Origin of the sequence: Lacinutrix iliipiscaria (assembly GCF_042686125.1) — a bacterium.
GTDB classification, from domain to species: Bacteria; Bacteroidota; Bacteroidia; order Flavobacteriales; family Flavobacteriaceae; genus Oceanihabitans; species Oceanihabitans iliipiscarium.
The window spans coordinates 67,387-90,331 of record NZ_JBHUOV010000005.1 but is presented as its reverse complement, the minus strand read 5'-3'; the positions used below and the strand labels follow the sequence as shown (position 1 = coordinate 90,331).

Annotated in this window: 16 protein-coding genes; 10 read left to right on the top strand and 6 right to left on the bottom strand. The window is 33.9% G+C overall.

What is annotated here, in order from left to right; genetic code table 11:
* Positions 1–2: 2 nt before the first annotated feature.
* Both ACFS5M_RS10110 and ACFS5M_RS10105 read right to left on the bottom strand, forming a co-directional pair.
* A complete protein-coding gene (locus ACFS5M_RS10110) occupies positions 3–314 on the bottom strand; it encodes a hypothetical protein (protein ID WP_183489785.1) in 312 nt (103 codons plus the stop codon).
* Positions 315–352: 38 nt separating this feature from the next.
* Positions 353–931 (bottom strand): RNA polymerase sigma factor, encoded by a 579-nt coding sequence (locus ACFS5M_RS10105; RefSeq protein ID WP_183489782.1) that lies wholly within the window; start codon positions 929–931, stop codon positions 353–355.
* A gap of 132 nt (positions 932–1,063) precedes the next feature.
* Here ACFS5M_RS10105 and ACFS5M_RS10100 point away from each other — a divergent pair, with 132 nt between their 5' ends.
* From ACFS5M_RS10100 to purL, 3 genes are all read left to right on the top strand, one after another.
* Positions 1,064–2,275 (top strand): RsmB/NOP family class I SAM-dependent RNA methyltransferase, encoded by a 1,212-nt coding sequence (locus tag ACFS5M_RS10100; protein ID WP_183489779.1) that lies wholly within the window; start codon positions 1,064–1,066, stop codon positions 2,273–2,275.
* 11 nt (positions 2,276–2,286) lie between these two features.
* Positions 2,287–3,348 carry an endonuclease gene (locus ACFS5M_RS10095; protein WP_183489776.1) on the top strand — a complete coding sequence of 354 codons (1,062 nt, stop codon included), beginning with the start codon at positions 2,287–2,289 and terminating at the stop codon, positions 3,346–3,348.
* A gap of 145 nt (positions 3,349–3,493) precedes the next feature.
* The gene (gene purL, locus ACFS5M_RS10090) at positions 3,494–7,159 is read left to right on the top strand and encodes a phosphoribosylformylglycinamidine synthase (RefSeq protein WP_183489773.1); all 3,666 of its coding nucleotides are present in this window, start codon (positions 3,494–3,496) and stop codon (positions 7,157–7,159) included.
* Here purL and ACFS5M_RS10085 read toward each other — a convergent pair.
* The 3 genes from ACFS5M_RS10085 to ACFS5M_RS10075 form a co-directional block, all read right to left on the bottom strand.
* Entirely contained in the window at positions 7,156–7,890 is a 735-nt protein-coding gene (locus tag ACFS5M_RS10085; protein WP_379898784.1) for a LytR/AlgR family response regulator transcription factor, read from the bottom strand. The genes purL and ACFS5M_RS10085 overlap by 4 nt on opposite strands.
* Positions 7,883–9,856, bottom strand: a complete 1,974-nt coding sequence (locus ACFS5M_RS10080; protein ID WP_183489768.1) for a tetratricopeptide repeat-containing sensor histidine kinase — start codon at positions 9,854–9,856, stop codon at positions 7,883–7,885. The genes ACFS5M_RS10085 and ACFS5M_RS10080 overlap by 8 nt, the downstream gene beginning before the upstream one ends.
* A 76-nt stretch (positions 9,857–9,932) precedes the next feature.
* A complete protein-coding gene (locus ACFS5M_RS10075; RefSeq protein WP_183489765.1) occupies positions 9,933–11,909 on the bottom strand; it encodes a tail fiber domain-containing protein in 1,977 nt (658 codons plus the stop codon).
* A 202-nt stretch (positions 11,910–12,111) separates the two neighbouring features.
* Here ACFS5M_RS10075 and ACFS5M_RS10070 point away from each other — a divergent pair, with 202 nt between their 5' ends.
* The 7 genes from ACFS5M_RS10070 (at position 12,112) to ACFS5M_RS10040 (ending at position 22,187) form a co-directional block, all read left to right on the top strand.
* Positions 12,112–13,884 carry an AMP-dependent synthetase/ligase gene (locus ACFS5M_RS10070; RefSeq protein ID WP_183489762.1) on the top strand — a complete coding sequence of 591 codons (1,773 nt, stop codon included), beginning with the start codon at positions 12,112–12,114 and terminating at the stop codon, positions 13,882–13,884.
* Positions 13,885–13,989: 105 nt separating this feature from the next.
* Positions 13,990–14,445, top strand: coding sequence for a MarR family winged helix-turn-helix transcriptional regulator (locus ACFS5M_RS10065; RefSeq protein WP_183489759.1), 456 nt, complete (start codon positions 13,990–13,992; stop codon positions 14,443–14,445).
* A gap of 1 nt (position 14,446) precedes the next feature.
* On the top strand, positions 14,447–16,855 hold the full coding sequence (locus tag ACFS5M_RS10060) for a 3-hydroxyacyl-CoA dehydrogenase/enoyl-CoA hydratase family protein (RefSeq protein ID WP_183489755.1): 2,409 nt from the start codon (positions 14,447–14,449) through the stop codon (positions 16,853–16,855).
* A 4-nt stretch (positions 16,856–16,859) separates the two neighbouring features.
* A complete protein-coding gene (locus ACFS5M_RS10055; protein WP_183489753.1) occupies positions 16,860–18,053 on the top strand; it encodes an acetyl-CoA C-acyltransferase in 1,194 nt (397 codons plus the stop codon).
* A gap of 25 nt (positions 18,054–18,078) precedes the next feature.
* Positions 18,079–19,887 carry an acyl-CoA dehydrogenase family protein gene (locus ACFS5M_RS10050; protein ID WP_183489750.1) on the top strand — a complete coding sequence of 603 codons (1,809 nt, stop codon included), beginning with the start codon at positions 18,079–18,081 and terminating at the stop codon, positions 19,885–19,887.
* Between the two features lie 87 nt (positions 19,888–19,974).
* Positions 19,975–21,612, top strand: coding sequence for a M1 family metallopeptidase (locus tag ACFS5M_RS10045; RefSeq protein WP_183489747.1), 1,638 nt, complete (start codon positions 19,975–19,977; stop codon positions 21,610–21,612).
* 5 nt (positions 21,613–21,617) lie between these two features.
* Complete coding sequence (locus ACFS5M_RS10040) at positions 21,618–22,187, top strand: YdeI/OmpD-associated family protein (RefSeq protein ID WP_183489744.1); 570 nt, start codon at positions 21,618–21,620, stop codon at positions 22,185–22,187.
* Between the two features lie 19 nt (positions 22,188–22,206).
* On the opposite strand, the gene ACFS5M_RS10035 is transcribed toward ACFS5M_RS10040, so the two are convergent.
* Positions 22,207–22,884, bottom strand: coding sequence for a Crp/Fnr family transcriptional regulator (locus ACFS5M_RS10035; protein ID WP_183489741.1), 678 nt, complete (start codon positions 22,882–22,884; stop codon positions 22,207–22,209).
* Positions 22,885–22,945 lie beyond the last annotated feature (61 nt).

Here is a 22,945-nt window from a genome sequence, read left to right as displayed (position 1 = left end):
GGCTAATTTAATAAAGAGGTTTCTGTATTTATTGACAACCCGTAAGACTCTGCAAACTGACTTACGTTCTCATCATAAGTTGTTTCTTGTTTATTTATTATGGCAACCACATTTAAAACAACGATGCAAGCCAAAGTCGCAAATTGCAATTTAGGTGTGAACCATGACCAAGCAACTTTTTCCTCTTCCTTTTCTAAAAACAAACGTTGCATTGTTTTCTCTTTAAAGAAAGGAGACACATTAACTGTTTCAATAGCATCAATAGTACTAATTGTGTTTTCTATTTTATTCTGTATGTTATTATCTGTGTTCATTGTTTTTATTTAGATGCATTTAATTTAAAAAACTTGTGCTAATTTTCATTTTTATAATAACTTTCAAGTCCTTTTTGCAAATTTTTCTTTGCTCGAAACATTAACGACTCTACTGACGATAAGCTCTTCTCAGTTATATCACTAATCTCTTGATAACTCTTACCATCTACTTTATGCAAAGTAAAAACTATTTTCTGTACTTCTGGTAATTGATTTATGGCATGAAATAATGTTTCACTTTTTTCTTTATTCTCTAATACAATCCCAGGATGATTAAATTCTGTAAAATATGCAGATTTATCAATTGGCATAGCATTACCAGATAAAGATTGTAAGAAGGCAAATCTTTTCTTAGTGGTCTTTCTTCTAATAAACTCTAAACATTTATTAGTTGTAATTCTATATATCCAAGTTGATAGTTTTGATTGCCCCTTAAACTTATTTATAGAATTAAAGATTTCAACAAAAACATCTTGAGCTACATCTTCGGCATCTTCCTTATTAGGAATAAAGGACATACATGTACTAAATACTTTTTGCTGAAAATCATCCAACAATTTAGTATAAGCTTTAGCATTTTTACTCTTTAGTTGTTCTATAAATTCGTTTTCTGTCAAAAAATTCTATCTCGTTAAGCTAAATTAAATCAATTTAATTTAGACCAAAATAAAAACTAAAGGTTTAATTATGATAAAGAAATAATTATAATTACTTCTAAAATCATACCTTTGCACGCTTATAAAATTGAAATGAGATTACATAGAAATTTATGTTTTGCAACAGTTGATGGTTTATTACAAATCTTTAACGAAGGCATGTATGCCGATAAAGTAGTACAACAATTACTTAAACGTGATAAGCGTTGGGGAAGTCGTGATCGTGGCTTTGTTGCTGAAACAACCTATGATATAGTACGATGGAAACGTTTATATGCTGAAATAGCCAACACAAAAGAACCCTTTTCGCGTGATGATATTTGGCGTTTATTTGCGGTTTGGGCAACCTTAAAAGGAGTTAAATTACCAGATTGGAAATATTTTGAAGCAACACCTCAACGTAAAATTAAAGGACGTTTTGATGAACTTTCAAAAATTAGAAAAATAAAAGAATCTGTTCCGGATTGGATGGATGAATTAGCGGCTAAAGAACTAGGTGATAAGCAATGGACTAAAGAAATTTCTGCTTTAAACCAACAAGCTGATGTTATTTTACGCGTTAACACACTAAAAACTACAAAAGAAAAACTACAATCAGAGTTATTCGATTTAGATATACATACTGAAACTCTAAAAAACTATCCTGATGCTCTAAAGCTTTCTGAGCGTACTAACGTCTTTACCACAGAAGCTTTCAAAAAAGGCGCTTTCGAAGTCCAAGATGCTTCATCGCAAATGGTCGCTCAATTTCTTGATGTAAAATCAGGCATGAAAGTTGTAGATACTTGCGCAGGAGCTGGCGGCAAAACATTACACCTTGCTGCTTTAATGGAAAACAAAGGGCAATTAATTGCAATGGATATCTATGAAAATAAGCTTAAAGAATTAAAACGCAGAGCAAAACGCGCTGGTGCTCACAATATTGAAATGCGAGTAATTGATTCTACTAAGCCCATAAAAAAATTATATGATAAAGCAGATCGTGTATTAATTGATGCACCTTGTTCTGGTTTAGGCGTGTTACGTAGAAATCCTGACGCTAAATGGAAATTACAGCCTGAGTTTATTGAAAACATAAAACAAACTCAAAGTGAAATCTTAAAATCCTATTCTAGAATGGTAAAACCCGGTGGAAAGCTAGTATATGCTACATGTTCTATCTTACCGTCTGAAAATCAACAACAAGTTGAGAAATTTTTAACATCAGATTCAGGAAAAGAGTTTACCTTTGTAAAGGAAAAGAAAATATTGTCGCATGAGTCTGGTTTTGATGGATTCTACATGGCATTGATAGAAAGAAAATAATATATTTTAGAATGAAACAATTTTACACTTTAGTTTTTTGTCTGTTTGGACTTACACTTTTTGCACAACAACCTTATTATGATGATGTAGATTTAACGCTTACTGGTGAAGCGCTTTATATCGAATTGCAAAATAAAATCTCCACCTATAACACATCTTTCACTTATGGTGATAATAGAGATACGATTAAGACAACAGACGACGAAGATTTTAATGATGCCGATGGATCTGACACAAGCTCCACTTTATGGTTAATTTACGGACATGACGATGATGATGAAAACTGCACCACAGATTTAACAAGAGATGAGGATAGTTTTGGAGGAACATCTTGTTTATATAATAGAGAGCACACCTTTGCGCGTGGTCTTGCAAGTCCAGACATGGGAACTGCTAGTAATGGTAGTACAGGAATTGTAGCAGATCCTCATAATGTGAGACCATCAGATCAGCAAATGAACAACAACAAAGGAAATTTACTATTTACTGCAGGAACTGGAGTTGCTGGAAATGTAGGAGGGCTTTGGTATCCTGGAGACGAATGGAAAGGTGATGTCGCTAGAATAATTATGTATATGTATACCAGATATGGAGACCAATGCTTACCTGAGTTAGTAGGAACAGGACCAAAAGAAGGAACGACAGATATGCTTCAATTATTACTGCAATGGAATATTGAAGACGATGTATCTTCATTTGAAATGCAACGTAATGATTATTTAGAAACTGTGTATTTAAGTAGAAACCCATTTATTGATAACCCAGCACTGGCTACAGTGATTTGGGGAGGTGATGATGCTACAGATACTTGGGGTGTTTTACTCTCTACTGATGAATTCACAGTTAATGAAATCAAAATGTTTCCAAACCCTGTAAAAGGGCAACTATTAAATATTCATACTCAAAAAGATTTGCAAGTAGATATATATGACATTCTTGGCAAAAGAATCCTAAAATCTAATGTTAGTGCAAACAATAATAAATTAAATGTTAGTTCCCTATCTAAAGGGGTTTATCTTGTTAGGCTAAAATCTAACGATGGCGTAATAACCAAAAAGCTAATCAAGCAATAATAATTAAGCGACTTCCGAGTCGCTTTTTTTATGGTTAATAACAGCGTGAATAACTCTATAATTAAGTCTCTTTTTTCTGAAAAAATATAACTAAAAAAAACTAAATTTGTGCTTGTAAAAAACAACACACAAACTAACATATATAATGATTCATTTCTTCGGAAACCAAAACAGTAAAGTATTTGCTGTTCAAGCCACAAAAGAATTATCAACAACAACCATTTCTAAATTAGTATGGTTATTTGGCAACCAACCTAAACTAGAACAAGCATCACTCGATGCTTTTTTTGTTGGTCCACGTGCTGCTATGATTACACCTTGGAGTACAAATGCTGTTGAGATTACTCAAAATATGGGAATTGAAGACATTATTCGAATAGAAGAATTTCAAACAGTTTCTGAAGATTTCTCAAGTTTTGATCCTATGATTTCTGAAAAATATAAAGGATTACATCAAGAATCTTTTACTGTAAATATTCAACCTGAAGCGATACTCGAAATTAAAGACATTGCTGCATACAATCAACAAGAAGGATTAGCTTTAAATGATGAAGAAGTTACTTATTTAGAAACCGTTTCAAAAAAAATTGGAAGACCGCTAACCGATTCTGAAGTTTTCGGCTTTTCACAAGTCAATTCAGAGCACTGTCGCCATAAAATTTTCAATGGCACTTTCATTATTGATGGCGATGAAAAACCTACATCACTTTTCAAATTAATTAAAGAAACCTCTAAACAACACCCTAACGATATTGTTTCAGCTTACAAAGACAATGTCGCATTTATAAAAGGACCAAAAGTCGAACAGTTTGCACCTCAACGTGCAGATATTCCTGATTATTACACGACTGAAGATTTTGATTCTGTGATTTCACTAAAAGCGGAAACACATAATTTTCCAACTACAGTTGAGCCTTTTAATGGTGCTGCAACAGGTTCTGGAGGTGAAATTCGTGACAGACTAGCTGGTGGAAAAGGATCTTTACCACTAGCAGGAACTGCGGTTTATATGACGTCCTATTCTAGACTAGAGCACACCAGATCTTGGGAACAAAAAATGACTGAACGTCCTTGGCTATACCAAACGCCTATCGATATTTTAATAAAAGCAAGTAATGGAGCTTCAGATTTTGGAAACAAGTTTGGACAACCTCTTATTTGTGGTTCAGTTTTAACCTTTGAACACGAGGAAGATGCCAGAAAACTTGGCTTCGATAAAGTTATCATGCAAGCCGGAGGAATTGGTTATGGTAAAGCAGAACAAGCCTTAAAAGACACACCTAAAAAAGGTGATAAAATTGTCATTCTTGGTGGTGAAAATTACAGAATAGGAATGGGAGGCGCTGCTGTTTCTAGCGCAGATACAGGAGAGTTTGCTTCAGGTATTGAGCTTAATGCTGTACAGAGAAGTAATCCTGAAATGCAAAAACGTGCGGCAAATGCAGTCCGTGGTATGGTAGAAAGCGATGAAAATTTCATAGTTTCTATTCATGACCATGGCGCTGGTGGACACCTTAACTGTTTGTCTGAATTAGTTGAAGATACTGGAGGGCATATCAATTTAGATAAACTGCCTGTAGGTGACCCAACATTATCTGCTAAAGAAATTATTGGTAATGAGTCTCAAGAAAGAATGGGATTAGTTATTGCAGAAAAACATATAAATACATTACACCAAATTGCAGAACGTGAACGCTCGCCAATGTACACTGTTGGAGATGTAACTGGAAACCATCGTTTTACTTTTGAGTCTAAGACTAAAGGTGACAAACCTATGGATTTAGCGCTTGAAGATATGTTTGGAAGCTCTCCGAAAACAGTGATGACTGACAAAACTATCAAAAGAAATTATGAGGCAGTCACTTACAATTCTGATCTTATTTTAGATTATTTAGATCAAGTTTTACAACTTGAAGCTGTTGCCTGTAAAGATTGGCTAACTAATAAGGTGGATCGCTGTGTTGGTGGAAAAGTCGCTAAACAACAATGCGTAGGTCCTTTACAATTACCATTAAATAATGTTGGCGTTATGGCATTAGATTATAAAGGAAAAGAAGGCATAGCGACTTCTGTTGGACACGCTCCTATTTCTGGATTAATCAACCCAAAACATGGAAGTAGAAATGCTATCGCTGAAGCCTTAACCAATATCATTTGGGCGCCTTTAAAAGATGGATTAAATTCTATTTCATTATCTGCCAATTGGATGTGGCCTTGTAAAAATGAAGGTGAAGATGCACGCTTATACGAAGCTGTTGAAGCAGTTTCTGAGTTTGCCATAGATTTAGGTATTAATGTACCTACTGGGAAAGATTCTTTATCAATGAAACAAAAATATCCAGATGAAGATGTTATTTCTCCAGGAACGGTTATTATTTCCGCAGCCGCAAATTGTAACGCAATAAGTCAAGTAATCGAGCCTGTATTTCAAAAAGAATCAGGTGACATCTATTATATTAATCTTTCACAAGATCATTTTAAATTAGGCGGAAGTTCTTTTGCACAGATTTTAAATAAAATAGGAAAAGAAACACCTACAATTAAAGACGCTGCTCAATTCAAAAAAACATTCAATACCATTCAGCAATTAATTAAGGATGAAAAAATTGTTGCTGGACATGATGTGGCTTCTGGTGGATTAATCACTACCTTATTAGAACTATGTTTCGCAGATACTCATCTTGGTGCAGCGTTAGATGTAACAAGTTTAACAGAAAAAGATTCTGTAAAATTATTATTTTCTGAAAATGCTGGGATTGTATTTCAAGCTAAAGATGCTTCAATAGAAAAAGTACTAGCTGAAGCTAATATTGAGTTTTTCAACATTGGAAAGGTAACAGAAAGTGACACCTTAAGTATTATTAACCATCAAGAAGTGTTTACTTTAACGGTCTCTCGATTAAGAGATGTTTGGTACAAGACTTCTTTCCTACTCGACCAAAAGCAAACAGCAAATGGTTTAGCAAAAGACCGATTTGATAATTATAAAAACCAAGCCTTACAATATACATTCCCAAAACACTTTACAGGAAAACTTCCCATAATTAAAACTGGACACTCGAGACCTAAAGCTGCAATTATTCGTGAAAAAGGATCAAATTCTGAACGCGAAATGGCTAATGCTATGTATCTCGCAGGTTTTGATGTCAAAGATGTACACATGACCGATTTAATTTCAGGCCGTGAAACCTTAGAAGACATTCAATTTATTGGTGCAGTTGGAGGTTTCTCTAACTCCGATGTTTTAGGCTCAGCAAAAGGTTGGGCAGGGGCTTTTATGTATAATGAAAAAGCGAATACAGCCTTGAAAAATTTCTTTAAACGTGAAGACACTCTCTCGGTTGGTATTTGTAATGGGTGTCAGTTATGGATGGAATTAGACCTCATCAATCCAGAGCATGAAACGCATGGAAAGATGACGTATAACGATTCTCGCAAACATGAAAGTGCTTTTACTTCTGTTAAAATTCAAGAGAATAATTCGGTGATGCTTTCCTCTTTAGCTGGAACGACATTAGGTGTTTGGATTAGTCATGGTGAAGGGAAATTTGATTTACCTTATACTGAAGATAAATATCATATCGTTGCAAAATATGCTTATGAAGGTTATCCTCATAATCCGAATGGCTCTGATTTTAACACAGCTATGTTATGTGACAAAACAGGACGCCATTTAGTCACCATGCCACATATTGAACGTTCTACGTTTCAATGGAATTGGGCCAATTATCCAAAAAGCAGAGAAGATGAAGTTTCGCCTTGGTTAGAAGCTTTTGTGAATGCAAGAAAGTGGGTTGAGAACTTAAATTAACGCAATAGTTTTTCTAAAAACTCTTGCTTATTTCGCCTAGACACAGGTAATTTTTTTCCATTTTCTAAGACAACATAGCCGCCATCATTTTTATTAAACTTAGCAATATAATTGAGGTTGACTAAATGTGATTGGTGAATTCTAAAAAAATCAAAATCACTTAGCATCGTATCATACTCTTTAATGGTTTTAGAAACCATAATACGTTTATCTGTATTAAGGTATATTGATGTATAATTATCATCTGCTTCGCAGTGCATGATTTGGTCAATCTTAACAAGCTCTATACCTTCAGAGGTAGGAAAAGCAATCTTCTTTACTGTACTTTGGTTTCCTAATAATACTTCTAATTTATTATGAATCCCTTTCAGCCCAATTTCTTTTTGATATTTCTCTATAGCTTCCATTAGTTCTTTAGGATTTATGGGTTTTAGCAGATAATCAACTGCACTTATTTTAAAAGCATTAACAGCATATTCGCTATAAGCGGTTACAAAAATCACACTAAACTGAATATCATCAATAGATTCAAGTAACTTAAAACCTGTGCCATCAGTCATTTCAATATCTAAGAAAACCAAATCAGGATTGACTTTTTTAATAAGATTAATTCCGCTAGCGACACCATCAGCTTCGCCAAGTATTTCGACCTCTTTGCAGTATTTAAGCAAAAAGTTTGAGAGCGTTTTTCTGCTCTTTTTTTCATTATCGATTATAACACTTCTAATCATTATAATTAGTACTATAAGGGATTTCAATATAAATTTTAGTACCTAAGGCTTTTTGGTCATCATAAAGGTCTTCAATATTAATATGATAATCAACCTTTGTGATTTCAGTATAATTAGAGAAACGCTCTCTAATAAGTTTCATCGCTAAAGACAGGTGTTGTCTATTTGGAGAATTCTCTTTCTTTCCAGCTTCTACTCTACCAATACCATTATCTTCAATAATACATTTTAAAACACCATATTTTTCATTGTTTGTTATTGTTTTAAAAACATCAATCGAAATATGAATTAAGCCTTTAGTAGGTTTTGGCTCGATTCCATGAAGAATAGCATTTTCAACAAAAGGTTGAAAAATCATTGGCGGAATTATAACACACTCTTGATCGATATTTTTAGTATTTATGACATAGTCAAAACTGTTCTCAAATCGGAGTTGCTCTAGACTTAAATACGATTCTAAAGCACTAAGATCATCTTTTAAAGGTATAAATTCTTGCTGAGAATGTTCAAGAATTTGGCGCATTAAATGTGAAAAGCGAGACAAATAAACCTCAGAATCTAGAGTATTGTTTTCTGAAATATAACTTTGAATAGAATTTAAAGCATTGAAAATAAAATGTGGATTCATTTGAGAACGTAACAAACGCTGTTCTAATTCAAGTCGTCTACTTTTTATTTCATTATGCATATTTAGTTTTTTATATGTATTGGCACGCCAAACAAAATATAATAAGATTATTAAAAGCCCAGAAAATACAGAAAAGAAGATTCGAATATTACGCTGTTTGGTAATTTCTAAATCTTGCTTTTTTAACTTTAGGTTTTGAATTTCAATTTCTTTATTCTTTTGAGAAACATCAAACTTTGTCATTAGCTCAAGCGTTTTCGCTCTAGAACTTTCACTAAAGATTGAATCATTTAATGTGATTAATTCATCGTAGTATGTAATGGCTTCCTTATTATTTCCTGATGTTTTTAAAACTGAAATAAGTTCAGACAAAGCATTAGAATAGGCTTCGTTTTTTCCTAAGGTTTTAAAATTCTCAACGGCTTTTCTATAGTGCTTAATCGCTTTAGTTGGATTATTATTTACCGTTGCAATTTTACCCAAATAGAAATTAGATTCTGCGACACCTTCATTGTCATTAAACATGATGGCTAAAGTTTCCGTTTTTTTATATTGAATTTTAGCCTGTTCGTAGTTTTTATAATAATTGAAATTAATATTTCCCAATTGCAACGTCGCCACACGCAATAATCGGTTTAAGTTATTTTCTTCACATATTTTTTTTCCTTCCTCTAAATACTGAAGGGCTTCTTCATAATTATTTAAACGCTGATAGCAAATACCAATATTCACAGTTGACGAAGCATAACCAGGAATAAAACCTAAATCTTTAAAAATAGTTCTGGCTTTTTGATTATAGTAAATAGCTTGATTATAATCTTCTAAATCAATATAAATATTAGCGAAAGTTCCGTAAGTGACACCTTGCAATCTGAGATTTTTTTGCTGCTCAAATATGGCAAGGGCTTTATTATAATTTTCAATAGCATAATCATGCTTTTCTTTAATGAGGTAGGCATTTCCAATATTTCCGTAAGCAGAAGCAATATATGAGGAATCACCAATTTTTTGAGCGATTTCTAAGCTTTTATTTTGATAATATAAAATGGAATCGGCTTGTGCAGTTTCATTAAATCGCAATCCAATATAGCTTAAAAACTTGCACTCTTCGCGCTCATTATTAATTGCTCTTGCAAGCGATAATGCTAATCGATATAAACTATCTGACTTTTTTGGCTCTTTATAATAATAGTAATCGCCTAAAACACCTAATGCACTTAAGCGTTCACTATTAATAGTCGAATGTGTTTTTAGTTTAAGGCTATCAATATTTTGAGCATCAAGACGATTACAAAAAGCCACTAAAAATAGAACAAAACAATAGTTAAGGTGTTTCATAACATTAAAAATATGGAAATAAATTAAAGGTTTTTGTGTGTTTTGTATTTTATTGAAAATAACTGAAAGTCAATTTTTAATTTTCAGCTTCCAACAGTTCAACACGTTGAAGCAATTTACTTAAAAGCATACGTGTTTTGGTATTTTCCTCTTGTAAATCTTCAATGGTTTTCTGTTGAGATTCAATAACATCTTGTTGCTCTTGAATGGCTTTTATTGCAATAACTCCAAAGCCAGCATAATTTAGTGCAAAATAACCATCTTCAGTTTGTCCGACTAACTCAGGAAACAAAGGTTGAATGTCTTGTGCTATAAACCCAAGTATTTTTTTCCCAGAAACCTCTTGATCTTTATATAAGTAACGATAGGCTTTTAAGCTGTTTACTTTATCAAGTACAGATTCAACGTTGGTAATATTTTTCTTTAATCGTCTATCTGAGGTATCCATATAAAGACCACTTGTATTAGCAATATAAGCACGTCGAACACCATTTTCGGCAAATGATAAATTTGTACCTGAGTGGTATATTTTCCAATTGTTTGATGTATCACTACTTTCAAGCCCTATTCCACCTGCACCATTTTCTGTTCTTGTAGATTGTTTTAAGTGAATATCAAAACTTGGTGTAGCTTCCATAATACCAATACGATTGTTATTTGCATCTACTCTAAGCATACTAGTTTCATCATCACTTTCTATTCTAAAATCTCTATCTAGGCCTTGTTCATTAAAAACAAACCCTGTATTAGCATCTAGATCAACAGATGTTGTACCATTCTCATAGATTCTTAAACGACCATCATCTCCATCATCAATTAAACTTGCGATTGTTGTACCTGCGGTATTGCCGTCATTCCAATAGGAATCGTCTCCAAAATATGTTATTCCAGAGCTTCGTACTTCAAAATGATTAATTCCATTGTCTTGTACTAAAAAATCACCACTTAAATTTAAATCAAAGATTAAATTATTTGTGCCTTGGGTAATTGTCGTAGCTTGTGTTAAGCTTCCGCCAAGTACGATGCCTCCTCCAACTTCACTAATTCCGTTCGAAACATTAAAAACACTAGATGGATTCTCCCAACTCAATTGACCAATACCATTAGTTTGCATAATTTGACCATCCGTTCCAGGAGAAAGAGGAAAAATATATCTATCAGTTACTGAAGTTCCAAAAGAAACTAGTCCTAAAAAAAATCCAGCATAATTTTGCGGTTTTAAAACTCGCGAATAGACACCATAATGTGTACCACCTGCCGATGCATCTATAGTGTTATAGCTTCCGTATTTTGATCCAACACCAGTGCCACTGATACTATTTAGGACACCATATTGTCTTCCATTACCAGAATTTTCAATATAATTACTTACCCCAGCTTGGCTTTCATCTGCTGAAGATGTTAAATGATTACTTACACCTGTTTGATTACCACTTCCTGTATTTGTTATATTATTATGAAGGCCTGTTTTTGATCCATTTGCACTTCCATTAAATCCTGTCGTGATACCTGTTTTTCCTATATTTCCAGTATTAAAGTTTTCTATATTTAAAACTGAAGTTACAAGATTATTACTACTTGCTAACCTCGCATTTATAACTGTAATATCGGAATCATCAATTATATCCAGAGCATAATTCGCTATTGTTTTTCCAATAGCCACATTACCTTGGGTGTAAATATCATCGTTGATGCTGTTAGGCGCATTTGTAGTTCCTTCTCTATAAAAATCATGGTCACTTATTGATGACCTTGTCTTTAACTGCTCCCAGATGGTTCCATTAAAATAGTAATAACCTACGCCATTACCACCTATTACACTTACATTGGTATTATATATTAATAACCCCGTTGCAGCTGCATTTGTTCCATCAAGCATAGTGGTTGTTATATTTGCTAAGTTGACTCGTGGTATTAAAACGCCTTTATCGGTTGCGGTAACATCTAAAACAGATGATGCGTCTGGTGTTGTTGTTCCAATGCCAACTTGAGAGAAGATTACAAAAGGCATAAATAAGATGAAAATTAAAACAGGAGTTTTCAGCGTTTTCATAATTTTAATTTTTTATGATACTCAAAACTATTTTATAAACTGATGCAGAAAAACAAGCGATTAGAATCTGGTTTGATTAAGCAGGAATTCGGTAAAGCACTAAAAAAATAAAGTTCAAATTATTTGAACTCATTATATCTAACTCATTTGAAATTTCCTTTTAATTTCATATTTTGCAATTCTACTTTTGAGAAAGAACCTAATGACAGAAATTACAAGATTATTTGATTTTCCCTATTACCAATTGAAACACAAACCAAACGCCAAAGCTTTGGTTACCAAATATAATGGCAAATGGGAAGCCATGTCAACACAAGAATATATAGACAAAGCCAATACAATAAGTAGAGCATTATTGCGATTGGGCATCCAAAAGAATGATAAAATTGCTGTAATTTCTAGTACCAATAGAACCGAGTGGAATATTATGGATATTGGCATACTTCAAACAGGTGCGCAAAACATTCCCATTTATCCAACTATTTGTGCTGAAGATTATGAATATGTCTTAAACCATAGTGAATCACTTTACTGTTTTGTTTCAGATGAAGAAGTTTTAGAAAAAGTAAGAAAAGTACAGGCGAAGACACAGCTTAAAGAGGTTTATTCTTTTAATCACATTGAAGGTTGTAAGCACTATTCTGAATTATTTGAACTTGGAAAAGACAAAAGTAATCAACCTGAAGTTGAATCGCGAAAAGACGCTGTAAAACCTGAAGATTTAGCAACAATAATTTATACCTCAGGCACCACAGGAAGGCCTAAAGGCGTTATGCTATCCCATTGGAATATAACAAGTAATGCATTAGACAGCGCGCCAAGAGTACCTCTAGTAAAAGGCGAAAATCGCATATTAAGTTTTTTACCAATCTGTCATATTTTTGAACGTGTCTTAATTTATGTTTATCAGTATGCAGGCACTTCAATTTATTTTGCTGAAGGCATTGATAAAATTGGTGAAAATGCTAAAGAAATCAAACCTAATTTAATGAGTGTTGTGCCTCGATTACTCGAAAAAGTATTCGATAAAATAATGCTTAAAGGAGAAGAATTAACTGGCCTAAAAAAAGGATTATTCTTTTGGGCTGTGAGATTAGGTGAACACTGGGAACCTTATGGAGCCAATGGCGCGTGGTATGAATTTCAACTCAAAATCGCAAACAAACTTATTTTTAACAAATGGCGTGAAGCACTTGGTGGAGAATTAAGAACTATGGTATCTGGAAGTGCTGCCCTTCAACCAAGGTTAGCTCGCATTTTTGGCGCTGCTCAAATGAGAGTTATGGAAGGTTACGGACTTACCGAAACATCTCCTGTGGTTTCTGTAGGTTTATATAAAGACCGCATGTATAAAGTAGGAACCGTTGGAAAACCTATAGATCATGTAGAAGTTAAAATAGCAGACGATGGAGAACTCTTAATTAAAGGACCAAATGTTATGTTGGGCTATTATAAGGATCCAGAAAAAACTGCCGAAGTTATGACAGGTCAGTATTTCCACACTGGTGATAAAGGAGAAATTGATGCTGATGGTTTCTTAAAAATTACTGGACGTAAAAAGGAAATGTTTAAGACTTCAGGCGGAAAATATGTCATTCCACCTCTTTTAGAAAACGACATGAAACAATCCCTTTTTATAGAACAAATCATGGTTATAGGTGAAGGTGAAAAAATGCCAGCAGCTTTAATTCAGCCTAATTTTGATTTTATACGAGACTGGATTGATCTTAAAAAACACAATGTTGGTAATTCTGATGCTGAAATTGCACATTCTGATATTGTGATTAATCGCATTCAAAAAGAAATAGATAAATATAATTCGCATTTTGGTAAATGGGAACAAATTAAACGCTTCGAATTAACACCAGATGTTTGGTCTATAGATAGTGGTCACCTCACACCTACGATGAAAATGAAACGAAGTGTCATTAAAGAAAAATATTCAGATTTAGTAGATAAAATTTATCGGCCTTAAATCATATTTGCTTTATTTCTCCTCCCAAAAACTTCATTAAAATTATTTAAATATATTATGCATGCATAATATATTTTATTATATTTGACATCTAAACACTATTAGATGAAAGACGCAACTATAGATTATGTTCTAAGAACCACATGGTTAGCAGTTACTAAAATGTACAATGAAGAAGCTTCAAAATTTGAAAGCACTATGGCTACAGGATTTGCACTGCTAAGTATTGATCCTGAAAATGGCACACCTTCAACATCTCTAGGTCCAAAAATGGGAATGGAAGCAACAAGCCTATCTAGAACATTAAAAATGATGGAGGCTCGTGATTTAATTGAACGAAGACCAAACCCTGAAGATGGACGTGGCGTTCTTATCTTTTTAACTGATTTTGGAAAAGAAAAACGAGCTTACTCTAGAGAAAAAGTGTTAACATTTAATGAAGCCATTAAAAAAAATGTAGAGCCTGAAGAACTTGCTAATTTTTATAAAGTTGCTGAAGTTATTAATAATATGATTTCAAATAAAAAAATATACAATCAAAAAGAACATACCTTAAAATAAAATGAGTAAACGTAGAATTAAAAAAATAGCCATTATTGGTTCCGGAATCATGGGAAGCGGTATTGCTTGCCATTTTGCTAATATTGGTGTTGATGTCTTATTATTAGACATTATCCCAAGAGAGTTAAATGATAAAGAAAAAGCCAAAGGCTTAACCTTAGAAGACAAGGTCGTTAGAAACAGATTAGTAAATGATGCCTTAACAGCTTCTTTAAAATCTAAACCCTCTCCTATTTATAACCAAAAATTTGCAAGCCGTATTACTACTGGTAATTTAGAAGACGATATTGCTAAAGTTGCTGATGTAGATTGGATTATGGAAGTGGTTGTTGAACGTCTAGATATCAAACAACAAGTTTTTGAGAAATTAGAAAAATATAGAACCCCTGGAACTCTTATTACATCTAATACATCTGGGATTCCTATTAAGTTTATGAATGAAGGGCGTTCTGAAGATTTCCAGAAACATTTCTGCGGTACGCATTTCTTCAATCCTGCACGCTATTTAAAATTATTTGAAATCATTCCTGGACCAAAAACAGATGCTTCTGTATTAGAGTTTCTAAATGGTTATGGCGAACAATTCCTTGGAAAAACATCAGTTGTCGCTAAAGACACTCCTGCTTTCATCGGAAATCGAGTGGGTATTTTTAGCATTCAAAGTTTATTTCATGCGGTTAAAGATTTAGACTTAACTATTGAGGAAGTTGATAAATTATCAGGTCCAGTTATTGGTCGTCCAAAATCTGCAACCTTTAGAACTGTAGATGTTGTAGGATTAGACACCTTAGTTCACGTAGCTAATGGAATTAGAGAAAACTGCCCGAATGATGAACGTATAGCGCTTTTTGAATTGCCAGATTTCATCAATACTATGATGGAAAACAAATGGTTAGGAAGTAAAACTGGACAAGGGTTTTACAAAAAGAACGTGTCTGCTGACGGAAAAAAAGAAATTTTATCCTTAGACTTAAACACCTTAGAATACCGCTCTGCTCAAAAAGCAAAATTTGCGACGCTTGAGCTTACCAAAACCATTGATAAGGTAGTCGATAGATTTAAAGTATTAGTGTCTGGAAAAGATAAAGCTGGCGAATTCTACAGAAAGAGTTTCACTGCCTTATTTGCTTACGTCTCTAATCGTATTCCTGAAATTTCTGATGAACTTTATAAAATTGATGATGCCATGAAAGCTGGATTTGGTTGGGAACATGGTCCTTTCCAAATTTGGGATGCTATTGGTGTTGAAAAAGGAATTGAATTAATGAAAGCCGAAGGACTAGAGCCTGCTGCTTGGGTTAACGAGATGCTGTCGACTGGTAGTACTTCATTTTATACGGTAAAAGATGGTGCTACTTATGTCTATGACATTCCTAGTAAATCACAAACTAAAATTCCTGGTCAAGATGCATTTATCATCTTAGATAATATAAGAAAAACAAACGAAGTCTTTAAAAACTCTGGTGTTGTTATTGAAGATTTAGGGGACGGCATTTTAAACTGCGAGTTTCAATCTAAAATGAATACTATTGGTGGAGATGTACTCGCTGGATTAAATAAAGCGATAGACTTGGCCGAAAAAGATTTTGCAGGCTTAGTTGTCGGTAATCAAGCCGCAAATTTCTCTGTTGGAGCAAACATTGGCATGATCTTCATGATGGCTGCAGAACAAGAGTACGACGAACTTAATATGGCGATTAAATATTTCCAAGACACTATGATGCGTATGCGTTATTCTGCAATCCCTACTATTTCAGCACCTCATGGCATGGCTTTAGGTGGTGGATGCGAATTATCATTACATGCAGATAAAGTTGTTGCTGCAGCAGAAACATACATGGGACTTGTAGAATTTGGTGTTGGTGTTATTCCTGGTGGTGGTGGTTCTAAAGAAATGGCTTTAAGAGCATCTGACCTGTTCCATAAAGGCGATGTTCAATTAAATCTATTACAAGAACATTTCTTAACCATTGGCATGGCTAAAGTATCAACCTCTGCATACGAAGCTTTCGATTTAGGCTTACTTCAAAAAGGAAAAGATATAGTCGTCGTTAATAAAGACCGTCAAATAGCAGTTGCTAAACAACAGGCTAAACTCATGGCAGATATTGGTTATACTCAACCCGTTAAAAGAGACGATGTTTTAGTCCTTGGCAAACAAGCTCTAGGTATGTTTTTAGTAGGTACAGATGCTATGAAAGACAGTAATTACATTTCAGAACACGATATGAAAATTGCTAACAAATTAGCTTACGTTATGGCTGGTGGAGATTTATCTGAACCAACTAAAGTATCAGAACAATACCTATTAGATTTAGAACGTGAAGCCTTCTTAAGTTTATGTACAGAACGTAAAACTTTAGAGCGTATTCAACACATGTTAACCAAAGGTAAACCTTTAAGAAACTAGAAAAATGAAAACAGCATATATAGTAAAAGCATATAGAACAGCAGTAGGTAAAGCACCTAAAGGTGTCTTCCGTTTTAAAAGAACTGATGAATTAGCGGCAGAAACCATCAAATACATGATGAAGGAATTGCCAGATTTAGACCCTAAACGTATTGATGATGTTATCGTAGGTAACGCTATGCCAGAAGGCTCTCAAGGTTTAAATATGGCACGCTTAATTTCTTTAATGGGATTAGAAGTTATTGATGTTCCTGGTGTAACAGTAAATCGTTTTTGCTCTTCTGGAGTAGAAACAATTGGTATGGCAACCGCAAAAATTCAAGCAGGAATGGCAGATTGTATAATTGCTGGTGGTGCTGAAAGCATGAGTTCTGTACCAATGACTGGTTTTAAACCTGAATTAAATTACGACGCCATTGTAAAAGCTGGTCATGAAGATTATTATTGGGGAATGGGAAATACTGCTGAAGCTGTTGCAAAACAGTTTAAAGTATCTCGTGAAGACCAAGATGAATTTGCCTATAACTCACATATGAAAGCGTTAAAAGCTCAGGCTGAAAATCGTTTTCAAGAGCAAATTGTTCCTATAGAAGTTGAACAAACTTATATTGATGCTAACGGAAAAAAAACTACAAAATCATATACAGTAACTAAAGATGAAGGTCCTCGTGCGGGAACTAATAAAGAAGCTCTTGCGAAATTACGCCCAGTATTTGCTGCTGGCGGAAGCGTTACTGCAGGAAACTCTTCACAAATGAGTGATGGTGCAGCGTTTGTAATGGTTATGAGTGAAGATATGGTTAAAGAATTAGGACTGCAACCTATTGCTAGAATGGTAAATTATGCAGCTGCTGGTGTAGAACCACGTATCATGGGAATTGGACCTGTTAAAGCCATTCCAAAAGCATTAAAACAAGCGGGCTTACAACAATCGGATTTAGGCTTAATCGAATTAAACGAAGCTTTTGCTTCTCAATCTTTAGCAGTTATCCGCGAATTAGATTTAAACCCAGACATTATTAATGTGAATGGTGGAGCTATTGCATTAGGACATCCTTTAGGTTGTACTGGCGCTAAATTATCCGTACAGCTATTTGATGAAATGCGAAAACGTGATATGAAAGGTAAATACGGCGCAGTAACCATGTGTGTTGGTACTGGTCAAGGTGCCTGTGGAATATTTGAATTTTTAAACTAAAAAAACTTAATACAATTATATAAAAATGGAAGCAACAGAAAAAGACATCTTACGTGGAGGTCAATTCTTAGTTAAAGAAACGAAATGTGAAGATGTGTTTACTCCTGAAGATTTTTCGGAAGAACAAAAAATGATGAAAGAAGCTGTAATGGAATTTACAGATCGTGAGGTGATTCCACATAAAGCACGCTTTGAAGCTAAAGATTATGCGCTTACAGAAGAGTGTATGGTCAAAGCTGGACAACTAGGGTTTTTAGGCGTTGCTGTTCCTGAAGCGTATGGTGGATTAGGAATGGGCTTTGTGTCTACAGTTTTAACTTGTGATTATATCTCTAGTGGAACTGGTTCTCTTAGTACTGCTTTTGGTGCGCATACTGGAATAGGAACGATGCCAATTACACTCTATGGAACAGAAGAACAAAAACAAAAATATGTTCCTAAGTTAGCCTCTGGAGAATGGTTTGGATCATATTGCTTAACAGAACCTAGTGCTGGTAGTGATGCAAATTCTGGTAAAACAACTGCTGAACTTTCAGCTGATGGTAAATCTTATAAAATTAACGGACAGAAAATGTGGATCTCAAATGCAGGTTTCTGTAGTTTGATGATTGTTTTTGCTCGTATAGAAAATGATAAAAATATTACTGGTTTTATTATAGAATATGATAGTGAAAACCCTAACGGAATCACTTTAGGTGAAGAAGAGCATAAACTAGGTATTCGCGCTTCATCTACACGCCAAGTCTTTTTTAACGATACGGTTGTCCCTGTTGAAAACATGCTAGCTGGTCGTGGTGAAGGTTTTAAAATTGCTATGAACGCCTTAAATGTAGGACGTATAAAATTAGCTGCTGCTTGTCTAGATTCGCAAAGAAGAGTTACAAGTTTAGGTGTTCAATATGCTAATGAACGTAAACAGTTTAAAACACCGATTTCGGATTTTGGAGCTATAAAGTTGAAAATTGCTGAAATGGCAACAAATACTTATGCAGGAGAATCTGCAACTTATAGAGCATCAAAAAATATAGAAGATCGTATTGCTTTACGTGAAGCTGCTGGTAATTCTCACCAAGAAGCCGAATTAAAAGGTGTTGAAGAATATGCTATTGAATGTTCTATTTTAAAAGTAGCAGTTTCTGAAGATGTTCAAAATTGTACAGATGAAGGGATTCAAATTTTTGGTGGCATGGGATTCTCTGAAGAAACACCTATGGAAGCTGCCTGGAGAGACTCTAGAATTGCTCGTATTTATGAAGGTACGAACGAAATTAACAGAATGCTTTCTGTTGGTATGCTAGTTAAAAAAGCCATGAAAGGGCATATCGATTTATTGGGCCCAGCTCAAGAAGTACAAAACGAATTAATGGGTATTCCTTCTTTTGATACACCAGATTACTCTGAATTATTTTCAGAAGAAAAAGAGATGATTAAGAAATTAAAGAAAACATTCTTAATGGTTGCTGGTGGTGCTGTTCAAAAATTTGGTCCAGACCTAGAAGAACACCAACAATTATTAATGGCAGCTTCAGACATATTAATTGAAATTTATATGGCTGAGTCTACAATATTAAGAACTGAAAAAAATGCAAAGCGCTTTGGCGAAGACGCTCAATCTGCTCAAATAGCAATGGCTAAATTATATTTATATCATGCTGTTGATATTATTGAGAAAAGAGGAAAAGAAAGCATCATTTCATTCGCTGAAGGCGACGAACAACGTATGATGCTAATGGGATTAAAACGTTTTACTAAATATGCCAACTATCCAGATATAGTAGATTTAAGAAACGAAATCGCAGAAAAAGTAAAAGCAGAAAACAAATACTGTTTTTAGTAAAATTAAGTTTAGTTAGAAGTTAAAAAGTCGTTTCAAATTGAAACGGCTTTTTTATTTTCATTAATTTAGTATCAAATTATTTTCATGAAAACGTTTTTATCTATTTTATTTATTTGCTCTTCAATTATTACTATAAGTGCTCAGGCTTTATTACAGGAGAAAACCAACTTTACACGCCAAGACACCATACGAGGTACTATAACTCCTGAACGTGCGTGGTGGGACTTAACGTATTATCATTTAGATGTTAAAGTTAACCCAGAAACGAAAAGAATTTCTGGAAAAAACACAATAAACTATCGCGTTTTAAAAAACCAAAAGACTCTTCAAATTGATTTACAATCGCCTTTAGAACTCACAAAGGTGACTCAAAATGGTAAAGAATTACATATTAGACATGATGGCAATGCGCATTTTATTTCTTTAGACGAAGCACAAGTCGTTGGTCGTATTTATTCCGTAGAAGCATTTTATGAAGGTACGCCAAAAGAAGCTATTCGTGCTCCATGGGATGGAGGCTTTTCATGGAAAAAAGACAGTAATGGAAATCACTTTATAGCAACCTCATGTCAAGGACTTGGCGCGAGTGTTTGGTGGCCAAATAAAGACCACATGTATGATGAAGTAGATAGTATGCTCATTAGTGCCACCATTCCAAAAGGTCTTACTAATGTTTCTAATGGAAAACTTAGAGCTTTAGTTGAAAATAATGACCAGACTGTAACCTCTCATTGGTTTGTCAACAATCCGATTAATAATTATGGTGTGAATGTAAATATTGGCGATTATGTTCATTTCTCTGAAATATATCCTGGCGAAAAAGGGGACTTAGATTTAGATTATTATGTTTTACGCGATCATTTAGATAAAGCTAAAGAGCATTTTAAAGATGCGCCAAAGATGATGAAAGCCTTCGAACATTGGTTTGGACCTTATCCTTTTTATGAAGATGGCTTTAAATTGGTTGAAGTTCCTTATTTAGGTATGGAGCATCAAAGTTCAGTCACCTACGGAAATGAGTATAAAAAAGGGTATCTAGGTCATGATTTATCACGTACTGGCTGGGGAATGAAATTCGATTTTATCATTATACATGAAGCTGGACATGAATGGTTTGCCAATAACATCACGAATAAAGATATTGCAGATATGTGGATCCATGAAGGCTTTACTGCCTATTCAGAAAATTTATTTCTTGATTATTATTATGGCAAAGAAGCTTCAGCTGAGTATGTTATTGGAACTCGAAAAATGATTCAAAACGATAGACCACTTATTGGTCATTATAATGTGAATAAAGAAGGTTCAAGTGATATGTACTATAAAGGTGCTAATATGTTGCATACATTACGTCAGCTTATAGAAGATGATGAAAAATGGCGTCAAATTTTACGTGGTTTAAACTCAACATTCTACCACCAAACAGTGACTACTCAACAAATAGAAGACTATTTGAGTCAGCAAACAGGTATTGATTTAACCGAGTTTTTTAATCAGTACTTAAGAGATACACGAATTCCAACTTTAGAATATGAAATAAAAAATGGACAGTTAAATTATCGCTGGACAACAATTGTTGAAGGATTTGATATGCCTATTCTAATAACATTAGATAGTAAAGAACAATGGCTCTATCCAAAATCTAAGTGGCAAGCTATTCCAATTAATAGTGATACCATAAAAATAGATCCGGATTTTTATATAAAAAATAAACAACTCTAAAAGCCTTGGAAAAACCTGAGCTCTATTTTCATCGTGATACAGATTGGTATGATTGGTTACTTCAAAATCATGAAGACTCAGATGGTGTTTATCTTATTTTTTACAAACTTGAATTAAATGTTCCAACTATGCGTTGGGAAGAAGCCGTAAAAGTCGCATTATGTTTTGGGTGGATTGACTCTACAGTTAAAAGTTTAGGTCAAGGAAAACGCAGGCAATACTTCTGCAAAAGAAAACCAAAAAGTGTTTGGAGCGCTTTAAACAAAAAATATATCGAAGAACTTATCACGTCAAAACTCATACATAAAAGCGGACTAGAAATCATTAAAATTGGAAAATCTAATGGTTCATGGACTGCTTTAGATGATGTTGAAAAAGGATTGATTCCTAAAGACTTACAAAAAGAGTTCAATAAAAATAAAGTCGCTTATAACAACTATCTTAATTTTTCACCTTCGTATAGAAAAAGTTATTTGTATTGGCTTAAACAAGCCAAAAGAGAGGCTACCAGAGAAAAACGAATTTCTGAAATCATAAAACTCTGTAATGCCAATATTAAAAGCAGAAATAATTAGTAAAACGCTACGTTTGGTTTTATTCAATACGCTTTAATCCTTCAATATTTTTAATTCTAATTTGTTTCCCTGAAGTAGAGATTAAACCGTCTTTCTTAAATTGAGATAAAATTCTTATCGCAGATTCTGTTGCAGTTCCAACAATATTAGCATAATCTTCTCTGGATAATACGACACTCAAATAATCATCTTTAGTAGTTCCAAAATGATCATGAATATATATTAAGCTATCAGCTAATCGCTGTTTTACAGACTTTTGCGCCATATTTACAATACCATTATCTGCATCTTTTAAATCATGTGCCATTTTTTGCAAAATATCCATCGAGAAATTAGAGTTTTTTTGTAAATCGCTAATAATTTCACTTTTGGGTATAAAGCAAACCTCCATATCATTTAAGGCTATAGCACTTAAATTAGCTGATTCATTTCCTATCAAAGAACGCTGACCAAGCAAATCGCCTTTAACTACTAATTTTACGATTTGATCTTTACCGTTAGCACTTAATTTAGAGAGTTTACAGACACCATCTTTAATGCAAAAAACACCATTTAAAGTTTCACCCTCTTCAAAAATGAGCTCTCCTTTTTTTATAGATCTTGACACTTTACAGCCTGATATCCTTAGAAGCTCTTCTCTCGTTAATGCTTTTAAAGAATTAAATTGCTTAATAATACATTGCTCGCACTTACTCATATTGTCGTGGTGTTGTGTAAAAATAAATAAAACATGACAAATATCATATTTTAAAAGCAGT

Bases quoted from the DNA above. Each gene is read 5' to 3' on its own strand.
- ACFS5M_RS10110 (WP_183489785.1), bottom strand. From the start codon at position 314: ATGAACACAGATAATAACATACAGAATAAAATAGAAAACACAATTAGT.
- ACFS5M_RS10100 (WP_183489779.1), top strand. From the start codon at position 1,064: ATGAGATTACATAGAAATTTATGTTTTGCAACAGTTGATGGTTTATTA.
- ACFS5M_RS10095 (WP_183489776.1), top strand. From the start codon at position 2,287: ATGAAACAATTTTACACTTTAGTTTTTTGTCTGTTTGGACTTACACTT.
- purL (WP_183489773.1), top strand. From the start codon at position 3,494: ATGATTCATTTCTTCGGAAACCAAAACAGTAAAGTATTTGCTGTTCAA.
- ACFS5M_RS10085 (WP_379898784.1), bottom strand. From the start codon at position 7,890: ATGATTAGAAGTGTTATAATCGATAATGAAAAAAAGAGCAGAAAAACG.
- ACFS5M_RS10080 (WP_183489768.1), bottom strand. From the start codon at position 9,856: ATGAAACACCTTAACTATTGTTTTGTTCTATTTTTAGTGGCTTTTTGT.
- ACFS5M_RS10075 (WP_183489765.1), bottom strand. From the start codon at position 11,909: ATGAAAACGCTGAAAACTCCTGTTTTAATTTTCATCTTATTTATGCCT.
- ACFS5M_RS10070 (WP_183489762.1), top strand. From the start codon at position 12,112: ATGACAGAAATTACAAGATTATTTGATTTTCCCTATTACCAATTGAAA.
- ACFS5M_RS10065 (WP_183489759.1), top strand. From the start codon at position 13,990: ATGAAAGACGCAACTATAGATTATGTTCTAAGAACCACATGGTTAGCA.
- ACFS5M_RS10060 (WP_183489755.1), top strand. From the start codon at position 14,447: ATGAGTAAACGTAGAATTAAAAAAATAGCCATTATTGGTTCCGGAATC.
- ACFS5M_RS10055 (WP_183489753.1), top strand. From the start codon at position 16,860: ATGAAAACAGCATATATAGTAAAAGCATATAGAACAGCAGTAGGTAAA.
- ACFS5M_RS10050 (WP_183489750.1), top strand. From the start codon at position 18,079: ATGGAAGCAACAGAAAAAGACATCTTACGTGGAGGTCAATTCTTAGTT.
- ACFS5M_RS10045 (WP_183489747.1), top strand. From the start codon at position 19,975: ATGAAAACGTTTTTATCTATTTTATTTATTTGCTCTTCAATTATTACT.
- ACFS5M_RS10035 (WP_183489741.1), bottom strand. From the start codon at position 22,884: ATGAGTAAGTGCGAGCAATGTATTATTAAGCAATTTAATTCTTTAAAA.